Source organism: Cryobacterium sp. CAN_C2, assembly GCF_015751745.1.
GTDB lineage: Bacteria > Actinomycetota > Actinomycetes > Actinomycetales > Microbacteriaceae > Cryobacterium.
This window is the reverse complement of record NZ_JADOUX010000017.1, coordinates 15452-32303: the sequence shown is the minus strand read 5'-3', so window position 1 is coordinate 32303 and position 16852 is coordinate 15452. Positions and strand designations below refer to the sequence as shown.

Annotated in this window: 16 protein-coding genes; 6 read left to right on the top strand and 10 right to left on the bottom strand. The window is 61.2% G+C overall.

What is annotated here, in order from left to right; translation table 11 throughout:
• Positions 1 to 12 precede the first annotated feature (12 nt).
• Together IWX77_RS13160 and IWX77_RS13155 are read left to right on the top strand one after the other, a co-directional pair.
• Positions 13 to 1326, top strand: a complete 1314-nt coding sequence (locus IWX77_RS13160; protein ID WP_196844973.1) for an MFS transporter — start codon at positions 13 to 15, stop codon at positions 1324 to 1326.
• A 1251-nt stretch (positions 1327 to 2577) separates the two neighbouring features.
• Positions 2578 to 3525, top strand: coding sequence for an NAD(P)/FAD-dependent oxidoreductase (locus IWX77_RS13155; RefSeq protein ID WP_196844972.1), 948 nt, complete (start codon positions 2578 to 2580; stop codon positions 3523 to 3525).
• A 24-nt stretch (positions 3526 to 3549) separates the two neighbouring features.
• Here IWX77_RS13155 and IWX77_RS13150 read toward each other — a convergent pair whose 3' ends face one another.
• Positions 3550 to 3765, bottom strand: a complete 216-nt coding sequence (locus IWX77_RS13150) for a hypothetical protein (protein ID WP_196844971.1) — start codon at positions 3763 to 3765, stop codon at positions 3550 to 3552.
• 479 nt (positions 3766 to 4244) lie between these two features.
• Entirely contained in the window at positions 4245 to 5843 is a 1599-nt protein-coding gene (locus IWX77_RS13145; protein ID WP_196844970.1) for a response regulator transcription factor, read from the bottom strand.
• 228 nt (positions 5844 to 6071) lie between these two features.
• Between IWX77_RS13145 and IWX77_RS13140 the strand changes: the two genes are divergently transcribed.
• Positions 6072 to 6611: a hypothetical protein gene (locus IWX77_RS13140; protein WP_196844969.1), complete on the top strand. Its 540-nt coding sequence runs from the start codon at positions 6072 to 6074 to the stop codon at positions 6609 to 6611.
• Between the two features lie 55 nt (positions 6612 to 6666).
• On the opposite strand, the gene IWX77_RS13135 is transcribed toward IWX77_RS13140, so the two are convergent.
• Together IWX77_RS13135 and IWX77_RS13130 are read right to left on the bottom strand one after the other, a co-directional pair.
• Positions 6667 to 6945: a hypothetical protein gene (locus tag IWX77_RS13135; protein WP_196844968.1), complete on the bottom strand. Its 279-nt coding sequence runs from the start codon at positions 6943 to 6945 to the stop codon at positions 6667 to 6669.
• Complete coding sequence (locus IWX77_RS13130; RefSeq protein WP_196844967.1) at positions 6942 to 7112, bottom strand: hypothetical protein; 171 nt, start codon at positions 7110 to 7112, stop codon at positions 6942 to 6944. Before IWX77_RS13130 ends, IWX77_RS13135 begins: the two co-directional genes overlap by 4 nt.
• 236 nt (positions 7113 to 7348) lie before the next feature.
• On the opposite strand from IWX77_RS13130, the gene IWX77_RS13125 reads away from it, so the two are divergent.
• Positions 7349 to 7864, top strand: a complete 516-nt coding sequence (locus IWX77_RS13125) for a hypothetical protein (RefSeq protein ID WP_196844966.1) — start codon at positions 7349 to 7351, stop codon at positions 7862 to 7864.
• A gap of 477 nt (positions 7865 to 8341) precedes the next feature.
• Here IWX77_RS13125 and IWX77_RS13120 read toward each other — a convergent pair whose 3' ends face one another.
• Positions 8342 to 9268 carry an Lrp/AsnC family transcriptional regulator gene (locus IWX77_RS13120; RefSeq protein ID WP_196844965.1) on the bottom strand — a complete coding sequence of 309 codons (927 nt, stop codon included), beginning with the start codon at positions 9266 to 9268 and terminating at the stop codon, positions 8342 to 8344.
• Positions 9269 to 9487: 219 nt separating this feature from the next.
• On the opposite strand from IWX77_RS13120, the gene IWX77_RS13115 reads away from it, so the two are divergent.
• Together IWX77_RS13115 and IWX77_RS13110 are read left to right on the top strand one after the other, a co-directional pair.
• A complete protein-coding gene (locus tag IWX77_RS13115) occupies positions 9488 to 10729 on the top strand; it encodes a flavin monoamine oxidase family protein (protein ID WP_196844964.1) in 1242 nt (413 codons plus the stop codon).
• Positions 10730 to 10740: 11 nt separating this feature from the next.
• Complete coding sequence (locus IWX77_RS13110; protein ID WP_196844963.1) at positions 10741 to 12033, top strand: flavin monoamine oxidase family protein; 1293 nt, start codon at positions 10741 to 10743, stop codon at positions 12031 to 12033.
• 62 nt (positions 12034 to 12095) lie between these two features.
• Here IWX77_RS13110 and IWX77_RS13105 read toward each other — a convergent pair whose 3' ends face one another.
• From IWX77_RS13105 to IWX77_RS13085, 5 genes are read right to left on the bottom strand one after another with little or no spacing between them, the layout of a single operon-like run.
• Positions 12096 to 13283: an ABC transporter ATP-binding protein gene (locus IWX77_RS13105; RefSeq protein ID WP_196844962.1), complete on the bottom strand. Its 1188-nt coding sequence runs from the start codon at positions 13281 to 13283 to the stop codon at positions 12096 to 12098.
• Entirely contained in the window at positions 13280 to 14065 is a 786-nt protein-coding gene (locus IWX77_RS13100) for an ABC transporter permease (RefSeq protein ID WP_196844961.1), read from the bottom strand. The genes IWX77_RS13105 and IWX77_RS13100 overlap by 4 nt, the downstream gene beginning before the upstream one ends.
• Complete coding sequence (locus IWX77_RS13095; protein ID WP_196844960.1) at positions 14062 to 14970, bottom strand: ABC transporter permease; 909 nt, start codon at positions 14968 to 14970, stop codon at positions 14062 to 14064. The genes IWX77_RS13100 and IWX77_RS13095 overlap by 4 nt, the downstream gene beginning before the upstream one ends.
• Positions 14971 to 14975: 5 nt before the next feature.
• The gene (locus tag IWX77_RS13090) at positions 14976 to 16367 is read right to left on the bottom strand and encodes an extracellular solute-binding protein (protein WP_327012212.1); all 1392 of its coding nucleotides are present in this window, start codon (positions 16365 to 16367) and stop codon (positions 14976 to 14978) included.
• Positions 16368 to 16381: 14 nt separating this feature from the next.
• Complete coding sequence (locus IWX77_RS13085) at positions 16382 to 16768, bottom strand: helix-turn-helix domain-containing protein (RefSeq protein ID WP_334353672.1); 387 nt, start codon at positions 16766 to 16768, stop codon at positions 16382 to 16384.
• Between the last annotated feature and the right edge of the window lie 84 nt (positions 16769 to 16852).

Sequence of the window (16852 nt, the reverse complement as noted above, 5' to 3'; positions counted from 1 at the left end):
GAAAGAGATCTGATGACTGATAGCAAACCCACCATTCAGGCCGAGGCGCCGGCTCCGCTGGCAGGACCTGAGCTGGATGAACGCACGAGGCAAGCGCGAAAAGCCGTGATTGCGGCCTCGATCGGGAACGGGCTCGAGTGGTTCGATGTAATCGTGTACGGCACGTTCGCGGTGACGATTTCACGGCTCTTCTTCCCCACAACGGATGCGACGGCGTCGCTGTTGCTGGCCTTCGGTTCGTTCGGAATCTCGTTCATCATGCGTCCGCTTGGTGGGGTCGTCATTGGGCGTTATGCCGACAAGGCCGGCCGCAAGGCGGGGATGATGGTGTCGATCACGCTCATGTTCCTGGGCACTCTCATGATCGTGCTCGCCCCCACCGCCGCGACGATCGGCGTGACGGCCGCGATCATCATTCTCGTAGCTCGTTTGCTGCAGGGATTCGCGGCCGGCGGCGAATTCGGCACTGCCACCGCATTTCTCATTGAGTACGCGCCCAACCGCAAGGCGTTTTACGGCAGTTGGCAAGTGGCGACACAGGGTGCAGCGATGCTCCTCGCAGGACTATTCGGGTTCTTTCTGAATACCTACTTGAGCGCGCAGAGTCTCGACAGCTGGGGCTGGCGCGTGCCGTTTATCTTCGCGCTTCTGATCGGACCGGTTGGCTGGTACATCCGCTCGAAGATGCAGGACACCCCCGAGTTTCTCGCGATGGAGCCGTCAAAGTCACCGCTCAAAGACACCTTCGCGATACACGGCCGTCGGCTCTGGACGATGGTGGGCGTGGTGGCCCTCGCCTCGGTGAGCATCTACACCGCGCTCTACATGCCCACCTACGCGGTCGTCAACCTGGGAATCCCGGTTCAGGCTGCCTTCGTCTCCACGCTCGTGTTCGGTACCGTGATGGCATTCGGGTCACCCTTCATCGGCCGTCTCTCAGACGCCGTGGGACCAGCCCGCGTCATGACGTGGTCGGCAGTCGGCACGGTCGCACTCGGGATCCCGTTGTTCATTCTGATCAATGCGAGCCCGACACTGTTCACCATGATTTTTATTGAGCTCGTTCTCGGGGTGCTGGCCACGGGCTATTTCGCGCCGCTCCCGGCCCTCATGACAGCCGTTTTCCCGGTGCAGGTACGTACCACGGGCATGTCGCTCGGCTACAACATCGGCGTGACGGTGTTCGGCGGCTTCGCACCGTTTATTCTGACCGCCCTGATCGCGGCCACCGGGTCGTTGCTCGTGCCAGGATTCTACCTGGTCGCCATCGGGGTGCTATCGCTTGCGAGCCTGATCGTTGCGCGCAGGGTATTCACCCAGCGCTAGTTGCCCTCGACCCGTGGCCGGGCGAAACCGGTCCACGGGCTCCCATGGGTGCGCCGAGTACCACCCGCCCTCCCGTGACTGTCGCCTTCGTGGAGGTCAGGTTGCGATCATCAAGGCCGACCTATGCCGATAGCCGCATAGATCGACGAACTCGGCTGCATGGAGAAGTCACGCCAGATGCCGAACCCGCCCTGGCCTCATTACGCCCAACAAATGCCGCTCCGGCAGCAGGCGACATTCGCGGCGAAGTCCATGATTCCGGCCTCTATGGGGTTCCGCAGTAGAGCTTTCACCCCGTCCTCGCTGGAAGAGATCATGACGGGTACGCTGCCAGCCGCGGAGCGCAACCGGCTCAGGAGCTGGAAATACGGCTCGGAGCCTCATTGCGGCGCGATCCGGCTCCACTGAAGCTCGGCCGTCTGCGTAGATGGCGCACCAACCTAAAGGATTGGATGACCCCGGATGTGCCTCAGAGCTTCGGTTCAGCAGGCTGCCGATGAAGCCTTGGAGAATCAGCTGTCCCACATTAATGCCCAGGGCCGACTACGAGACGGGACATGCCATAACGCACCTCGCGTGCCCCCGACCCTGCTCATGGCCGCTGGGATACTCGACTCGGACCAAGAAAAACCGAAAGTCGTCTCAGTAGATTCGTCGGCACGCCGCTGGGGCTGAATTCCGCGGATTTCCGTGATTCTCATGCCCCCAGTCATACTCGCGGGAAGGACGAGTACGGCCTGATTCTGGTCACATTACGGGTTTTCGGCGCGTTACTGGTCAGAGCAAAGCGACGCGCGGACGCCCACCGCGCGGCACTGCAGTGGAGTGGAGTGGAGCCTGCGCCGTTCCGCACCGACCTAGTATCTTCGACGGGCTCTGGTCGTCACACCGCAACTCGATACCCCCCCTGTAGCGACCGTCGCGCATCCGCCGGAACAAGCCGCCCGGTTCGCCTGCATCGACAAGCTCTACCCGCAAACCGTTGAAACCCAAGAAGACAGGCCCTCAGTAGTGGATCATCGTGCGACTTCACCCAGTGCTTGGCGAAGCGGCTCCTCGCGAGTTCGTCAGCATCGCTGGGACCCCAGGCCACTGCGCCGGCTGCCGCGTGGAGGATGCGCTCGATAGTTCCGAGGAGCAGAACACCCACGGGCTCTCACCATTCACCGCGCACAGCCCCTGAAATTTGCTCGGGTGGCGCCCTTCAGCCTCGGCCACAAGACCGTCGGCGCCATCTGACATGATGTAGGGGTGCAGCAACCTCACGTTCTCATCATCGGCGCGGGCATCGCGGGGATCGCCTGTGCCCGAGCGCTGCTCAGCGCCGGACTCGTCGCGCGCGTCGTGGATCGTGGTCGGAAGCCCGGTGGCAGGATGGCGAGCCGCACGATCAACGGACGCACGGTCGACCTCGGCGCGTCATACTTCACCGCGAAGCCCGGCACCCGGTTCGGTGACGTCGTTGCAGATTGGCTCGGGCGGGGACTCGCACGACCTTGGACTGACACGGTCGCGGTAGCAGGGGCCGATGGCATCCAGCGTCTAAGCAGCGGTCCGATGCGTTACGCAGCCCCGGATGGTTTGCGCTCGCTCGTCATGGACCTTGCGCTTGGCATCGACATCCAACAGGGCGTCACGATCGAACACGTGGCGGCGGGCAAGGCGGACAGCAAGCTCTACGACACGGTCGTGCTCGCGATGCCGGACCCGCAAGCGCGGCGCCTAGTCGACGTCGGATCCTCGCTGCACGATGCGTTGAACGACGGCTCTGGCTGGGAGCCAAGCATTGCCGTCGTGCTGGAGTGGGCGGCCCGCGACTGGCAGCCGTTCCACACCGCGTTCGTCAACGACGTGGCGGAGATCACGTCGCTTGCCGACGATGGTGATCGCCGCGGCGACGGTGCGCCCGTGCTCGTCGCCCACACGACAGCAGCACTTGCCCGGCAGCATCTCGATGACCCCGATGGAGCGATCACCGAGGTCACCGATGCGGTGCGCCGCTTGTTGTCGCTGACGGATGCACCCGCCCGGTCGTTCGCGCACCGCTGGACGTTTGCGCGGCCCACCGCGCAGCATCCCGAGCCGTTTTTGCTGTCCGACCGGATCGGCGTGTGCGGGGATGCGTGGGGTGACCGGTCTTCGGTGGCATCGGCGTGGGCGTCCGGTGACGCGCTCGGGCGTGCGATCGCGGCGGGTTAGCCTCGGCGCACCGCGCGTTCAACCCTACGGGTCGGTGCCTTCCATCGCGACGAGAACGCATGGTTGCGTCCCTGCGCAGAGCGTGAAATCCACGCCTGAGCGCGTTTCAACCCCGCCGGGTTCGTTGAGAACATATCGGGTTTGCCTGGCGCCGTGGCAGTCGAGGACCACAAGTGTGTGGGTTTTGGCATGAGTGTCGACCCCGATGACGTGGTCGAATTCTTGTGAGACGAGGGTCACGTTGACTCCTTCCGCATTGAAAATACGGGTGTTGATACATGCCGGTCTGGGATTCCTCACGAACATCTCTGTCATGAGTCACGAACCCGTTGAGGGGTTCGGGCGCCCTTCTAATCAAGTCACGTCGAGGGTCGCAGCCCGGCCCCGACACGATGCAGAAGCGGACAAGTCAATCCGAAGGCAGGCTCCGAAGGACGGCCAAAGGCTAGTTGAGTCGCACTCCTGCAAGTATCGAGACCAGCTTGCCAGCTGATGCCAGACCAGCCAATAACCAGTACAGAGGCTAAGGGATCGGGTTCGTCCGGCTCGAACCACAGCTCAGTGGAACCCCGAGGACACGCGCACAACGGGCGACGCTTGGGAAGGCGCTTCACATCTGCCACAGCCTGTTATCGGTCCTCGGAACGACTATTCATCGCTGGCGATTGGAGATTTCTCGTGACGAAGTGGACAGCGTCAGAGCCGGCCACCGGGCACCCCTACCGCCCGGTTAGGTACCAGGCGGTCAGGGCAGACCGCGAGGCCAGCCCCAGCTTGTGCAACGCGTTGGCAACGTGATTCTCGACGGTGCGCTCCGACAGAAACAGGCGTTCGGCAATGGCCCGGTTGCGCAGCCCGTCAGCGACGCGCGACACCACCTCGGTTTCGCGAGCGGTGAGCGGATGCCTCGGCGCGGGTTCACCAGTCACCCCGGGTTGGGCCACGTGCCCATTCAGAGACCGGAGCCGCGCCAACTCGCTGGCCGCCTCCTCGGCGAAGTGCCGCGAACCCAGCCCCTCCGCCAGGGCAAGAGCGGTGTCGAAATGGTGACGTGCAGCATCCGTTTCGAACAGCAGCACCGCGAGCCGACCGAGGTACAGGGCCACCGGACCAGCCGACGGTGTCTGGGCGATGGCGACGGCCTGCATCCGTTCGAACGGGAGGAGGTCGTCATATAAATCGGAGGCGGCCGCGCGGTCTGCGAGGTAGACGGCAATCTGGGCGTGGCCGACGGCCGCGATGAGCCATTCGACGCTATGCCGGGGAAAATTCGCGAGGTGCGGACGGATCGTCTTCCACAGTAACTCGACCTCCAAACGACGGTCCTCGGCCACGAGAATGCTCGCAAGCCAGCCTCGAGCGAAATACGGAGCGTCCTGGAGTATGACGCGAACGGCAGATTCGGCATTCTCGAGCCCCTCCCCCGTGCGGACGGCAATGTCGCTCGTCATGATGAGGTGCATCCAGGCGACTGCCGTGTCTCCCGATCCATCGGCCATGCGATGCGCCTCATCGGCGCGGATCCGCGCCTCTGCAAACCGCCCCTCCAGGTGCAGAAGCGCAGCGCGAACGAGCGTCAGTCGCCATTCCCAGAGTGGTTCACGCATCCGCGTGACTACAGCGGTCAGCACGGCGAGTTCGGCGGTGACGTCGACGAGGCGACCGAGCTGGGAATACGCGTCGAGACGCCAGAGCAGTCCCCAGGCGAGGTACTCGTCGTTTCCATGCCGCCGACCGAGTTCCACTGCGCGGTCGGCGATGAGGAGTCGGTCATCGACATAACCCACCCACACCCGCTGCCCCTGCAGCGCGTGCAGGGTGAGAAACGCGCCCTCCGAATCCGCATTGTCGACATCGGGCAGTGCCTCTTCGATGGCGATTAATCGCTTGCCCACCGAGGGGCTGCCGGTTGCGGCGAGCTGGGCGCGCACCCGGTTCGCGCGCACCGAGTCCCTTTCGCCGAGCAGGGTAAGGGTCTCGGTGCAGAGTTCGTGGATCTGGGCCCGCAGGCCGAAGTCATAGACGCCGCGCAGCACGACAGCGGCGTCTGCCATCGCTGCGGCGTCAGCCCGAAAACGGGCGAGGTCCGCGACGGCGCTGCAGGCGCGCCAGGCGGCGGCAGTGTGACCGGCTCTGGCCGCACTCCGGGCCAAGCCGAGGAGCAGGTCGGTCGAACGGGAGCCGCCAGTCGCGGCGAGCGCGATGGCGCGGCTCCAGAGCGCGGCGGCCTCGGCGTGGGCGCGCTGCGCTGTCGCCTTGTTGGCTGCGTAAACCGTAGCCTCAACATCGGCCCCGGTGTTGTCAGGCTGTGCCGTCATTTGCTCAGTGTAAGACCGGCGTGCGAGCGCAACTAGGTGGTGAGTACCGTGTTTTCACTGATGCCGTCCGGCAGGTGTGGCAAGCACACTGAGGTACGAAGAATTCCACGACAGGAAACGATCATGGTTACTGCAGCTGACACCCTTGCGAGGCCTCGAGGACTTCACCTTTCACGGTTTGGCCAGATCGGTTTCTGGGGAGGGATCGTCGGCGCAGTCGGGGCTGCTGTGCTGATCTTCTACCCGCCCGAAGTACCCCCGGAGCGCTTCAGCTACCCCTTTCGCAGCATGGGGTTCACCATCGCCCAGCTGGTCTTCGCTCTGCAGCACGTGACGATGGCGCTCCTGCTCGTGGCGCTGATGCAAACGGCGGCCGGCCGATCCAAGCTGGCCCGCGGTGGGCTAATCACGGCCGTCAGCGGACTCGTCCTGTTGACGATCCTTGAGCTCGTCGCGATTACCGCCGCAGACGCAATGATGGGCGACCCGCTTTACCTCACGATCACAGCGGTGTACGGCATCCCGACGCTGATCGCGGCGGTGGGCCTCGTGCTCGGTGGGATAGGGATTCTCCGCGCGGGCGTGTGGCAAAGTGGAGGTCGGTTCCTGCCGCTGATCCTTGGGGTGTTTGTGTTCGTCCCGGTTATGCCGGCATTAGCCGGACCGAACTGGGCCGGCCGAGTGGCAATCGGCATCTGGTGCCTGCTGTTCGCGGTTCAGGGCTGGATTCTCTGGCGCGGCTCGTTGTCAGTGAGGGTGGAACGATGAAGCCGCTCGTGACAGGCGCCTTCAGCGGGCTGGCGTGGGCGGCGAGCTTGCGCAGCTAAACCTCAATTCCTTTCAGTGAGGGGCTTGCCGGCATGATTGGGGATGTGGCTCGTTCTGGTTGGGTAAAGCCGGTCTCTGACCGCCGCTGAGAAGGTTTTCCTGGAACGTGGAACTCAACATTGACGTTGACGTCCGATGCGATGCCGACCCGACGACGCGAGACCTCGCGTGTCAGCGCCCGGATTGCCCCTCCCCAGATGCGACTTTCAGGCGTGGTGCCGCCGATGATCGAACCAAGTGAGAGCACCTTTAACGGCTCGCGTTCGGGCGTCACGGGACGTCCCATCCGAAGGCACCAGCCCACGGATCGCTGTTTAGCGGGCCCGGGTCACTCTCAACGATAAAGCGTTCAAGGTTCAAGATCTCGCGTCGTGTGCCGGACTGGAAAAGTTCCATCTCGTCTTTGTCCTCAGGAGTGAACTCCCGACGGGTCTTTGCCATGCTGAATATTCTCTCCTAAAAGGTGTCCGCTCAACGGGGGCAAGGCCACGCCGCAGGTCGGTTGTGCCGATGACAGGGGGTGAGTCGAAGACGTGGGTGGGGTGTGCCCGCGGATTGGATGCCCCTGCCCCACCCGCATGCGCAGCCCCGATCGAACCATTTACCTGAGCACGCCAAGGGTGTAAAGCCGTCGCGACCGACGCTCTACCGCGGCCGGGTCGAACCAAGGAGGCATCATGGCCAGACCCCTGCTCCGCGGCAGGATAACTTGGGTGGCGGCGTTTGCTCCAGCGCTTGTCACCGTGATCACGCTCACGCTCTCGCTCTCGCTCTCGCTCTCCCTCACCGGAGTACCCGTGGCGGCCGCGACCGCGGCTCAGGCCGCGACGATTACGACGGCGAAACCGTTCGGGCCGGTACCCGGGACCTTCGAGGCGACAGGCGCGTTCACGGACTCCGGCACGTTCGCGAACACCAGGTTCGCTTTGGGCGCTCTGGGAGCGCCCACGTTCGTGAGCATTCACGTTACCGAGGTCTTCCACGGTACCCAGGGAAACTTCACGCTCCGCGCCGACATCAAAGAGACCGTAACGCAGGACCCGCTGGTACTCGTTGACAGCGGGACCAGGGCGTTCATCGACGGGACGGGCGCCGACAAGACCTTGCGGGGCCGTGGCACAGTCACGGGGACGGCAGATGAGCACAGCGACGTGATCAGCCGCACGTACACCGGTACAGTGCGATTCGGCTGAGCACCCGGACCGTTTCCGCGATGCGTGAGACGGTGAGCTCATCGACTCTCGACTGTGCGGCTGCGACTCCGGCGTAAGCGACGAACGCCGTTACCGTGCCGAGTTTGTCTGCGGCCTCGAATATCGCCGCGTTGTCGTCCTCCCCCTCGTCCGAAGACGGCGCTGTCCTCGTCCCGGGCGCTCCCCAGCTGCCGACTCAGGTAATGGACATGAGTGACCTGGTCCAGTGGCTCGTCGAAGCGGGAAGTCTCGAGAGCCGACCCCGTTGGCCTCGGCCACGTATTTTGTCGGCTTCGACGTGCTGAGCAACTCGCGGCACAACTCGTCTTCGAACTCCTGGTAAATTTCTGGCGCGCGTCCAACACGCTGATCGATCCACGGACTTCGTTGAATCGCATCATGCCCGGCTCAGAAGCAGCCATGTGGATAGCCTCGGAAAAGCTGCCGTCCGTTAGCGGCTGGTTGGTCCGGTAGCGGTCAGCGTTGTCGTGTGTCTCGATATTCAGCGACGCTGTAATCCTCTTTTAGTATTTGCAGATGGATCCATGTCGAAAGACCAACGACCCATGGCTCGCGTCGAAGCACCTCCACAAAGTCGTTCGCCTCGCGCAAAGTATTGAAAACTGCCGTGGCGATGATGCCAAAATCACCCGTCGTGGTGGCAATGAACTCCGCACCTAATCTGCTCAGTACTTCCACACCAGCGCCGCAATCGCCTTTGTGTCGTATGCCCAGGCCGACTGCGAGCGTGTGTGCGCGGCCAAAATCCCGCTTCGGCACGGCGACCACACGGATGATTTCGCCATCGATCAGCCTCGTCATGCGGTGACGTACGGAGCTTTCAGGCAGACGGAGGGCCTCGGCAAGCACCCGCACAGGAGCGCGGCCGTCTCGTTCCAGCGTTTCTATCAGACGCATGTCAGTTTCGTCGAGAGAGGACTCATCCTCCGCCTGAAGCGTCGGTGCATAAATATTATGGACGATGCTTTGATAACGATGTACCTGGATCGAGAGTACCTCGACGTGTTCTCGGATTGCAGCAAGCAACTCGACCAGCTCTGTCTCGAAGCGACAGCGCACCAAGATGCACAGCCCCGCATCTCCAGTTGTTGTTGAGACATACGTGGTCAGTGACGACCCGACCATTTCATCGTAGAGAGCACGTGCGTCATCACGGAGGACGACATGCAGGTGACCCTCAACGTGAAAGCCAAACATGCGCGGATTTACGCTCGCCGTAAATCGCAGCTGACCGCTGTCAACCACTGATTTCACGATTTCAGAGACATGATTCCTGGTGAGCTCGAGCTCCTCGGCAATGGATGAGTACGACGCACGCCCATCACGGCGCAGGTAGTCAATGACGTGATCCTCGTCAATTGAGAATCCGGAACTGCTCGGCATTTTCACCTCGTCTCAAGATCAGGTTTATGGAATCCTGCCACACGAACGAACAATTCCGTGCACACGGACCCTGATTGTTGGGAATATGTATGAATATATTCCGATTGTGGATACGCTTTCTCATAATATCTGCCATTCAGGTCTAAACAGCATCAACAGTGTGGTTGATCGTCGCTCAGTTCAGCAGCTGCGCCTCGAGCCGCAAACTGAGGGGGAACAGTGAAGGTCGTTATTGTCGGCGCAGGCCTCGCGGGCCTGACGGCCGCTTGGAAACTGAGTCAACTCGGTCATGACCCCGTGGTACTGGAGGCTCGCAACAGGGTCGGTGGGCGCACATGGTCAGAGACACTCGACAACGGTCAGGTCACTGAGCGCGGTGGGGAATATATCTTTCCCACGGAGTTTGCTATTCGTCGTTTGTCTGCAGAGGTTGAGGTCCCGATACTCACGCACAATGTGCGGTACGCAAGGCGAACGGTGAACGGTTCACACTTGAGCCTCAGCGAGCTGAATGCAGTAAGTGGGCGTCTCGTCAGCACACTCAGGGGGATGCTCGCAGATGGCATGACCAAGATCTCGGTGGACGCCGTATTCCAGGCGACGATTGGCTCAGAATTTCACGGCCATGCGGCGTACCGGCGAATAGCAACATCCCTGGCCGGTGATCCTGAACTAATCAGCGCAGAAGCTGCCCTGATGCATGAGTCCTCGAGCGACGGCGGATATATAGAGGACGGTGGCCGATTCCTTTGGGGCAACCAGTCACTCGCCAGTGCACTCGCCCGCTCGCTGGGTGCGGGCATAAGGCTGGAGTCCCCCATCACCGCGATCGACCAGTCGAGTGCGGGTATTCAGGTGACCCTCCGCGACGGTAGCGCCGTCGATGGGGACGCGGCAGTGCTCGCAGTGCCGCTCCCAATCCTGCGCAGGCTCACCCTCGGGTTTACGCTTCCTGCTCCTCAGCGAGCGGCGCTTGACCACCGTTCGATGGGCACGGCAGCGAAGCTCGGCGTTCCTCTGTCGGCTGTCGACGACGACAATGCACTCCAGAGCGCTGATCATGCGTGGTGGTCGTGGCGTTCGATGTCGGTCGATGGCGAAAGTCGTGTACCGGCGCTCTCGTGCTTCGCTGGCGGATTCCGCACCCTCGCGGCACTCGATACAGCGAACGGGCCCAAACGTTGGGTTGCCGAGCTGAAAAAGATGCGCCCTGAACTGGACATCGACGGGGGTGTGCTGTTGACCGACTGGACAAACGACGAGTGGACGCTGGGGTCCTACTCGGCGCCGTCCCTCGACTGGAGGCCAGAAGACACGTCGGCATTCGACTCTGCGGCAGGGCTCGTCGCAATCGCTGGTGAGCACACCGGCCTCCAACAGTCCCTGAATGGTGCGGTCGTGTCCGGTTATCGAGCAGCCAGAGCGATCTTGGCCCTCGCCAAACAACGTCAGGATCTTTGAAGGGCGGCATAGTGGAAGCAACAGACGTGATTGTCATCGGCGCCGGTTTCGCCGGACTTGTGGCCGCACGAGAACTTGGCCACGCTGGTCACAGAGTTATCGTGCTGGAGGCACGGGACCGAGTTGGCGGTCGCACGTGGACCGAGCAAGCCCTCGGCCACGAACTCGAACTCGGTGGCACGTGGGTGCACTGGGTACAACCCCACGTGTGGGCGGAAATGACCCGCTACGAAAGAAAGATCGTTCGCAGCCCGGTCGCTGAAGAGGCGTACTGGCTCGGTGCCGGCGCCTTGCTACGACAGGGCACGCTCGCAGACTTCACTGCCCTCATCCACGACGGACAACGTCAAATCGTTGCGGATGCGCTCACCATGATTCCGCGAGCTGTAGATCCCACCATCGGGGAAATCACCGAATCGGACGACCAGTCGCTCCAGCAGCGACTAGACGAAATAATTCTTGACGACGAGGCCCGCTCTGCCAACGAATCTGTGTGGGTGGGGCACGTCAATGCGCCACTAGACCGGGTCGGTCTCTCCAGCGCACTGCGCTGGGCGAGTGCGACCGGCGGCCATTGGCCGCTCATGCACGAGGCCTCTGCGACGTACCGTGTTGAAGGAGGCATGTCCTCCTTCACCGCTGCCATCGCCGCCGATGTGCACGGTGACATCCGGCTCAACTCAACGGTGACCGCCATCGAGCACAATAACCACGGGGCCGTCGTCACGCTCGCCGGTGGTCAGCAGCTGCAGGCGCAACGAGTAATCATGACCCTCCCCATCAACGCGGTCGACACCATCAGGGTCACCCCCACGCTACCTCTGGTGTGGCAGCGCGCCAACCACGAGCGCGTGGCATCCCAGGGGTTCAAAGTGTGGATCAAGGTGCGCGGTCGCCTGCCCCGCTTCTTCGCCTATGCCTCGCAGCACCATGCGATCTCCGTACTCAAAAGCGAATTCATCGAGGATGATCACACCATTCTGGTCGGCTTCGGCGCGGACCACCTGGCCATTGACGTGACCAGTATTGACCAGGTTCAAGCGGCCCTGCGAGTGTGGCGTGATGACCTGCACGTGATCGGGGTCGCTGCGCACGACTGGATGAAGGACCCACTGTCGCAGAACACCTGGATGACCCACAAACCAGGCCAACTGACTCGCGACCTTGTAGAACTGAAACAAGCGGATGGCGTGCTGCACTTCGCCGGCTGCGACACCGCCGATCTGTGGGGCGGTTTCATCGACGGTGCCATCGAGAGCGGGTTGCGAGAAGCACGCCTAGTCTCGGCCTCCCTCGCAAAATGATGCTGCCAGGCCCTGGGCGGGGCCTGGCAGCATCCACTTTTACTCACCGACGTCGTAACCGACTAGGTCAGTGACGCACCCGCCTCGCCAGTGTCTTCGAGAAGCACACCGGCATCGACATTCCACCGCATCAGGGCACGCGTGCCCGGCTCGCGCACCACTGCGGAGTGGGCCTCACGAACGGTGCCCGTGCTGCCATCGGGCAACTCCACCTCGCAACGCCAAGCAGAGCCGAGATAATTGGCGTCCAGCACCGTTACAGGCAGTGTGTTTACCGCTGATGATTCGGCAACGGTGCCTTCCTCATAAAGAGTTATGTTCTCTGGGCGAATAAGGATTGCCAGGGACGTGGAACTCTTTTGGCCGGGAGCACGGATCGGATGTCCGGAAATATCCAGGGTGGTCATCTCGTCAACGGAGTTGACCATTGAGCCGGACAGCACAGTGGATTCACCGAGGAAGCGCCCCACAAAGAGCGTCTCTGGTTTTTGATAGAGGGCAGCTGGGGTGCCGACCTGCTCGATCCGACCATTGTTGAATACCGCGATCCGGTCAGAGAGCGAAAGCGCCTCCTCCTGGTCATGCGTGACATACACGAAGGTTGATCCAACCTCGCGGTGGATTCGCTTGATCTCTTTCTGCAGCCATTCGCGCAGTTTCTTGTCCAGGGCGCCGAGTGGCTCGTCCATGAGCAGAACACGAGGCTTGTAAACGAGCGCGCGCGCGAGCGCTACGCGCTGTTGCTGACCGCCGGACAGTTCGGCCGGATATCGGTCGCCGAATTCTCCCATGCGCACCATTTCGAGCGCACCGGCGATCATCAGCTTCTGCTCTGCCTTCGCTATCTTGCGTCGCTCGAGCGGATAGGCAATATTCTCCGCGACGGTTTTGTGCGGGAAGAGGGCATAGTTCTGAAATACCATGCCGATGTCGCGCTTATGTGCGGGCAATTTGGCAACCGGCTTGCCGTAAATGTGAAGTAGCCCCTCCGTGGCAGAAACGAACCCGGCAATCATATTGAGAGTCGTTGTCTTGCCGGAACCCGACGGGCCGAGAAACGTCATAAATTCGCCCGGCTCGATAACAAGGTTGATGGCGTCAACGACGGCCTTCTTGCCATACCGTTTTGTCACATCACGAAGGCTGATTCCCGCGTCGTTGATCACACTGATGACCTCGGTATTGAGGTGCAATTGCCGAAGTTCTCGTTCGTTCTGATCCAGTGCGTCGGTGGTAATTTCCGGTCTCATGCTGAAACTCGCTTTCTCTTGCGGGTAGCAAATTGTGCGGTGAGCATGACCAGCACGGATGTAAACATCGCGACGACAGCAACGGCGGCGACGGTCGGGTCACTCGCCTGCGTCACGCTGTTGTAGATCTTCACTGGCAGCGTCTGCAACTGCGGACTCTGAATAAAGAGCGACAGAATAATCTCATCGAAGGAAGTAACGAAGGCGAATAGTGCTCCTGCCGTCACCCCCGGCATGATGAGCGGGAGGGTGATGCTGAAGAAGGTGCGGAGTCGACCTGCCCCCAGCGTCGCTGAAGCCTGCTCCAACTTCGGGTCCACACCCTGCAATGAGGCTGTCACATTGATGATGACGAGTGGCAGTGCCACCACCGTGTGCGCCAGCACAAAGCCAGGAAGCGTGCCGAGCAGGTTGAAGCGCAGAAAGAGCGAGTAGAGCCCAATCGCGATCACAATGCCGGGCACGATGAGCGGGGTGAGGAAATAGCTTTCCAGCAGTGCCTTTCCGCGGAATTTGACCTTGGACAGTCCGATCGCCGCCATGATCCCCAAAGAGGTAGCGACGACCATGGTGATAACGGCTACCTGCAGGGACGAACCCAGAGCGCGCAACCACGACGGGTCAGTGAAGAAGTTCTCGTACCACTGCAGGGAAAAGCCCCGCGGGGGAAAGTTGAACGACGCCGCCGAGTTGAACGACATGGGAATGATGACCAGGGTGGGAAGGAGTAACCACAGAACGATGAGAACGGCCAAGGCACCCAGTGCGCGTTTCAGTGTCATTTCGCCTGCCCCGCAAACAGGTTTGCACCCTTAGACGCACGATTCACGAGCGCAAGCACCACGATGGTCGTTGTGAGCATGAAGATACCGAGGGCGGTGCCGTGTCCCCACATGAGGAAGCCGCTAATCTGCTGGTACATGAGGGCAGACATCATGATTTCCTTTGATGAGCCCAGCAACGCAGGAATGATGTAGAAGCCGAGTCCCAGGATGAAGACCGTGACTGAACCCGCAAATATCCCTGGCCGTGAGAGCGGCAAATAGACCGTGAAGAATGCTGTGACGGGTCTCGCACCCAGGTTTGCAGCAGCGGGGAGCAACCGCTTATCGATTTTGGAAAGTGCTGAGTAGAGCGGCAGCACCATGAACGGCAGCAGTACTTGGGACATACCGAGCGCCACGCCAAAAGTACTTCTAATCAGCGGCAGCGGGCCAATTCCGAACAGTGACTCGAGTAACCCGTTGATGGGTCCGGTGTCCTGCAAAAGAACCAGCCATGCGAGTGTGCGCACCAGGATGCTGGTCCACAGCGGCAGCATGATGAACAGCTGCAGCATATTGCGGGTGCGGTCACTGACGATCGTCATCAGATACGCATAGGGATATGCGATGAGCAAACAGACGATCGTCACGACGAAGGACGTTCCGAATGTGCGAAACGCGACCACCATGTTGGTCGGGGTAGTGAACAGCCACACGTAGTTCTGAATACCAAGCGTCGGATCGGTGATGCTTCGAATGAAGATATCAACGAGCGGCGCGAGAAAGAAGAACGAGACGATCACGAAGGCTGGTATCAGGAGTAGAAACGGACGCCAATTCTTTGGCTCTCGAATCGTCTTACTCGTGTCACCGCCATCAACGGAGCGATTACCCCGGTCGCGGATGGAAGATATATCAGCCATGCCGGTTAGCTTCCGGTAACCCAGCCGGCCCATGCCGCCGCCAGAGCATCGTAGTTCTTCACCCAGAAGTCAATGTTCGGAGCGTGCCCGGTCTTGAGGTGTTCCGTGGTGAGCCACGTCTTCAAGGTCGCGTCGACCTTTGGCTTCGCGTCGACGTTTACCGGCCCATACGAGGTCAGCTCCGTCATGCGCGCCTGCTGTTCTGCACCGAGGTAGAAGTTCACGGCAGCGAAGGCCGCCTGCGGGTCCTTCACACCCTTGGGAATGGCTGTTGAATCGACCATGATCATCCACTCATCCCACATCGGAGCGACCGGCGCGCCGGCCGCCGCTGCGCCGTATCCGCGCCCTGACCACACGAGGCCCATAACCGCCTCGCCCGATTCGAGCTGCTGCTGTGCTTGCGCGCCGGAAGTCCAGCCAATGACGTCATCGCCGAGGGCGCGATACTTGTCGAAGGCCACGTCAATGTCGGCGACCTTCACATCGTTGATGTCCTTGCCGTCCGCAGCCAGGGCGAACTCCACCGTTTGCGGATCAACATACGGAGACTGGCTGACCGTGCGCTTGCCCGGAAATTTCTTCGTATCGAAGAAATCAGCGGCGCTGGTAGGCGGATTGTCACCGAACGCATCCGTGTTGTACGCGACGACGAGGCCATAAAGAATATTCGGCACCATGCACTTGTCCGTGATGGTTCCCTCGGGGACTTTCGAAATATCAACTTGGGAGTAGTCGTACTCCTCGTAGAGCGTTCCGCAGCCACGTGCAGTGTCGAACTGCGTGGCGTTGGTGACATCCCAGGTCACGTTTCCGCTGTCGACCATTGCCTTGAGCTTGCCGGCATCGAATGAGTCCTGCAAGAACGTCGCACCCGAGATTTTTGCGAAAGGATCCCACGCTGCGTCTCGTTGACCGTCCTGGAAGATACCGCCAGAGGCCGCATAGGTGAGCGTGACACCATCAAAAACGCCCTCGGGGACGACTCCCGCCACCGGAGTGCCAAGGTCTCGATTTGCCACTGGTGCAACTGCATTTCCTCCTGCGCAGCCAGCCATGAGCAGAGTTGCCACTCCCCCCATCGCGATTACGCTCAGTTGCCGCTTCAGTTTCTGGTTTCGCATGGTGATCCTTCTTCTTTCACTCCGTTGTGAACCCCGTGAGGCCAATGCACACAAACCTGATGCATTGCCAGCGTTGGAATCGGTAGCCCCAACGTAGCAATTCCGGTGCGCAAGTGCGAACGTTTTACCAATATTAAGCAACTGGAAGGGCGAAAAGTGCGAGAATTCGTGCCGAAAATCTCCAAATTCTGCAATCCAGCCCGGGCCTGGGACGAAATCCGCGCAAATACCCAAGCCCGCCGAGATATCGAGTCCGCCAAGGCTTTCACGCATGCCGACCCTGCTTTTCAGGATGGGCCCGAAGGCGCGCGGAGCAATCCAGCCGCCTCAACGCCACGCAGGGCTAACCACAGCTCGGCCGAAACATCAGGGTCGTCGGGATCTGCTGCGATGAGCTTCGTCGCGATGCTGATGCGATGTCGCAAAGAATTGCGGTGCAAGCCGAGTTCGCGCGCCGCGGCCTCCCATTTGCCGCGCTGCCGAAGATAGCTTCTGACAGTGCCAACAAGGTCGGCCCGGCGGTAGTGGATGAGCGAAGCCACCCAACCAGCAGCTTTCGAGTCGTAAAGGCCTTGGCTTGACGAGAGCCGGCCAACGGGGGCGATCTGACAGGCTCGGTGCAGATCATCCACGCTGCCCGGCACTTCGCTCAGTAACATCGGACTGCTGAGCACTCCTGCATAGTTCACCCCACGCAACGGAGCCTCGGTCGAACTGGCCGTGCCCCCGTTGAGTGGACACCTTCTAAGAGAGAATGT

Bases quoted from the DNA above. Each gene is read 5' to 3' on its own strand.
- IWX77_RS13160 (WP_196844973.1), top strand. From the start codon at position 13: ATGACTGATAGCAAACCCACCATTCAGGCCGAGGCGCCGGCTCCGCTG.
- IWX77_RS13145 (WP_196844970.1), bottom strand. From the start codon at position 5,843: ATGACGGCACAGCCTGACAACACCGGGGCCGATGTTGAGGCTACGGTT.
- IWX77_RS13130 (WP_196844967.1), bottom strand. From the start codon at position 7,112: ATGGCAAAGACCCGTCGGGAGTTCACTCCTGAGGACAAAGACGAGATG.
- IWX77_RS13125 (WP_196844966.1), top strand. From the start codon at position 7,349: ATGGCCAGACCCCTGCTCCGCGGCAGGATAACTTGGGTGGCGGCGTTT.
- IWX77_RS13120 (WP_196844965.1), bottom strand. From the start codon at position 9,268: ATGCCGAGCAGTTCCGGATTCTCAATTGACGAGGATCACGTCATTGAC.
- IWX77_RS13105 (WP_196844962.1), bottom strand. From the start codon at position 13,283: ATGAGACCGGAAATTACCACCGACGCACTGGATCAGAACGAACGAGAA.
- IWX77_RS13100 (WP_196844961.1), bottom strand. From the start codon at position 14,065: ATGACACTGAAACGCGCACTGGGTGCCTTGGCCGTTCTCATCGTTCTG.
- IWX77_RS13095 (WP_196844960.1), bottom strand. From the start codon at position 14,970: ATGGCTGATATATCTTCCATCCGCGACCGGGGTAATCGCTCCGTTGAT.
- IWX77_RS13090 (WP_327012212.1), bottom strand. From the start codon at position 16,367: ATGCGTGAAAGCCTTGGCGGACTCGATATCTCGGCGGGCTTGGGTATT.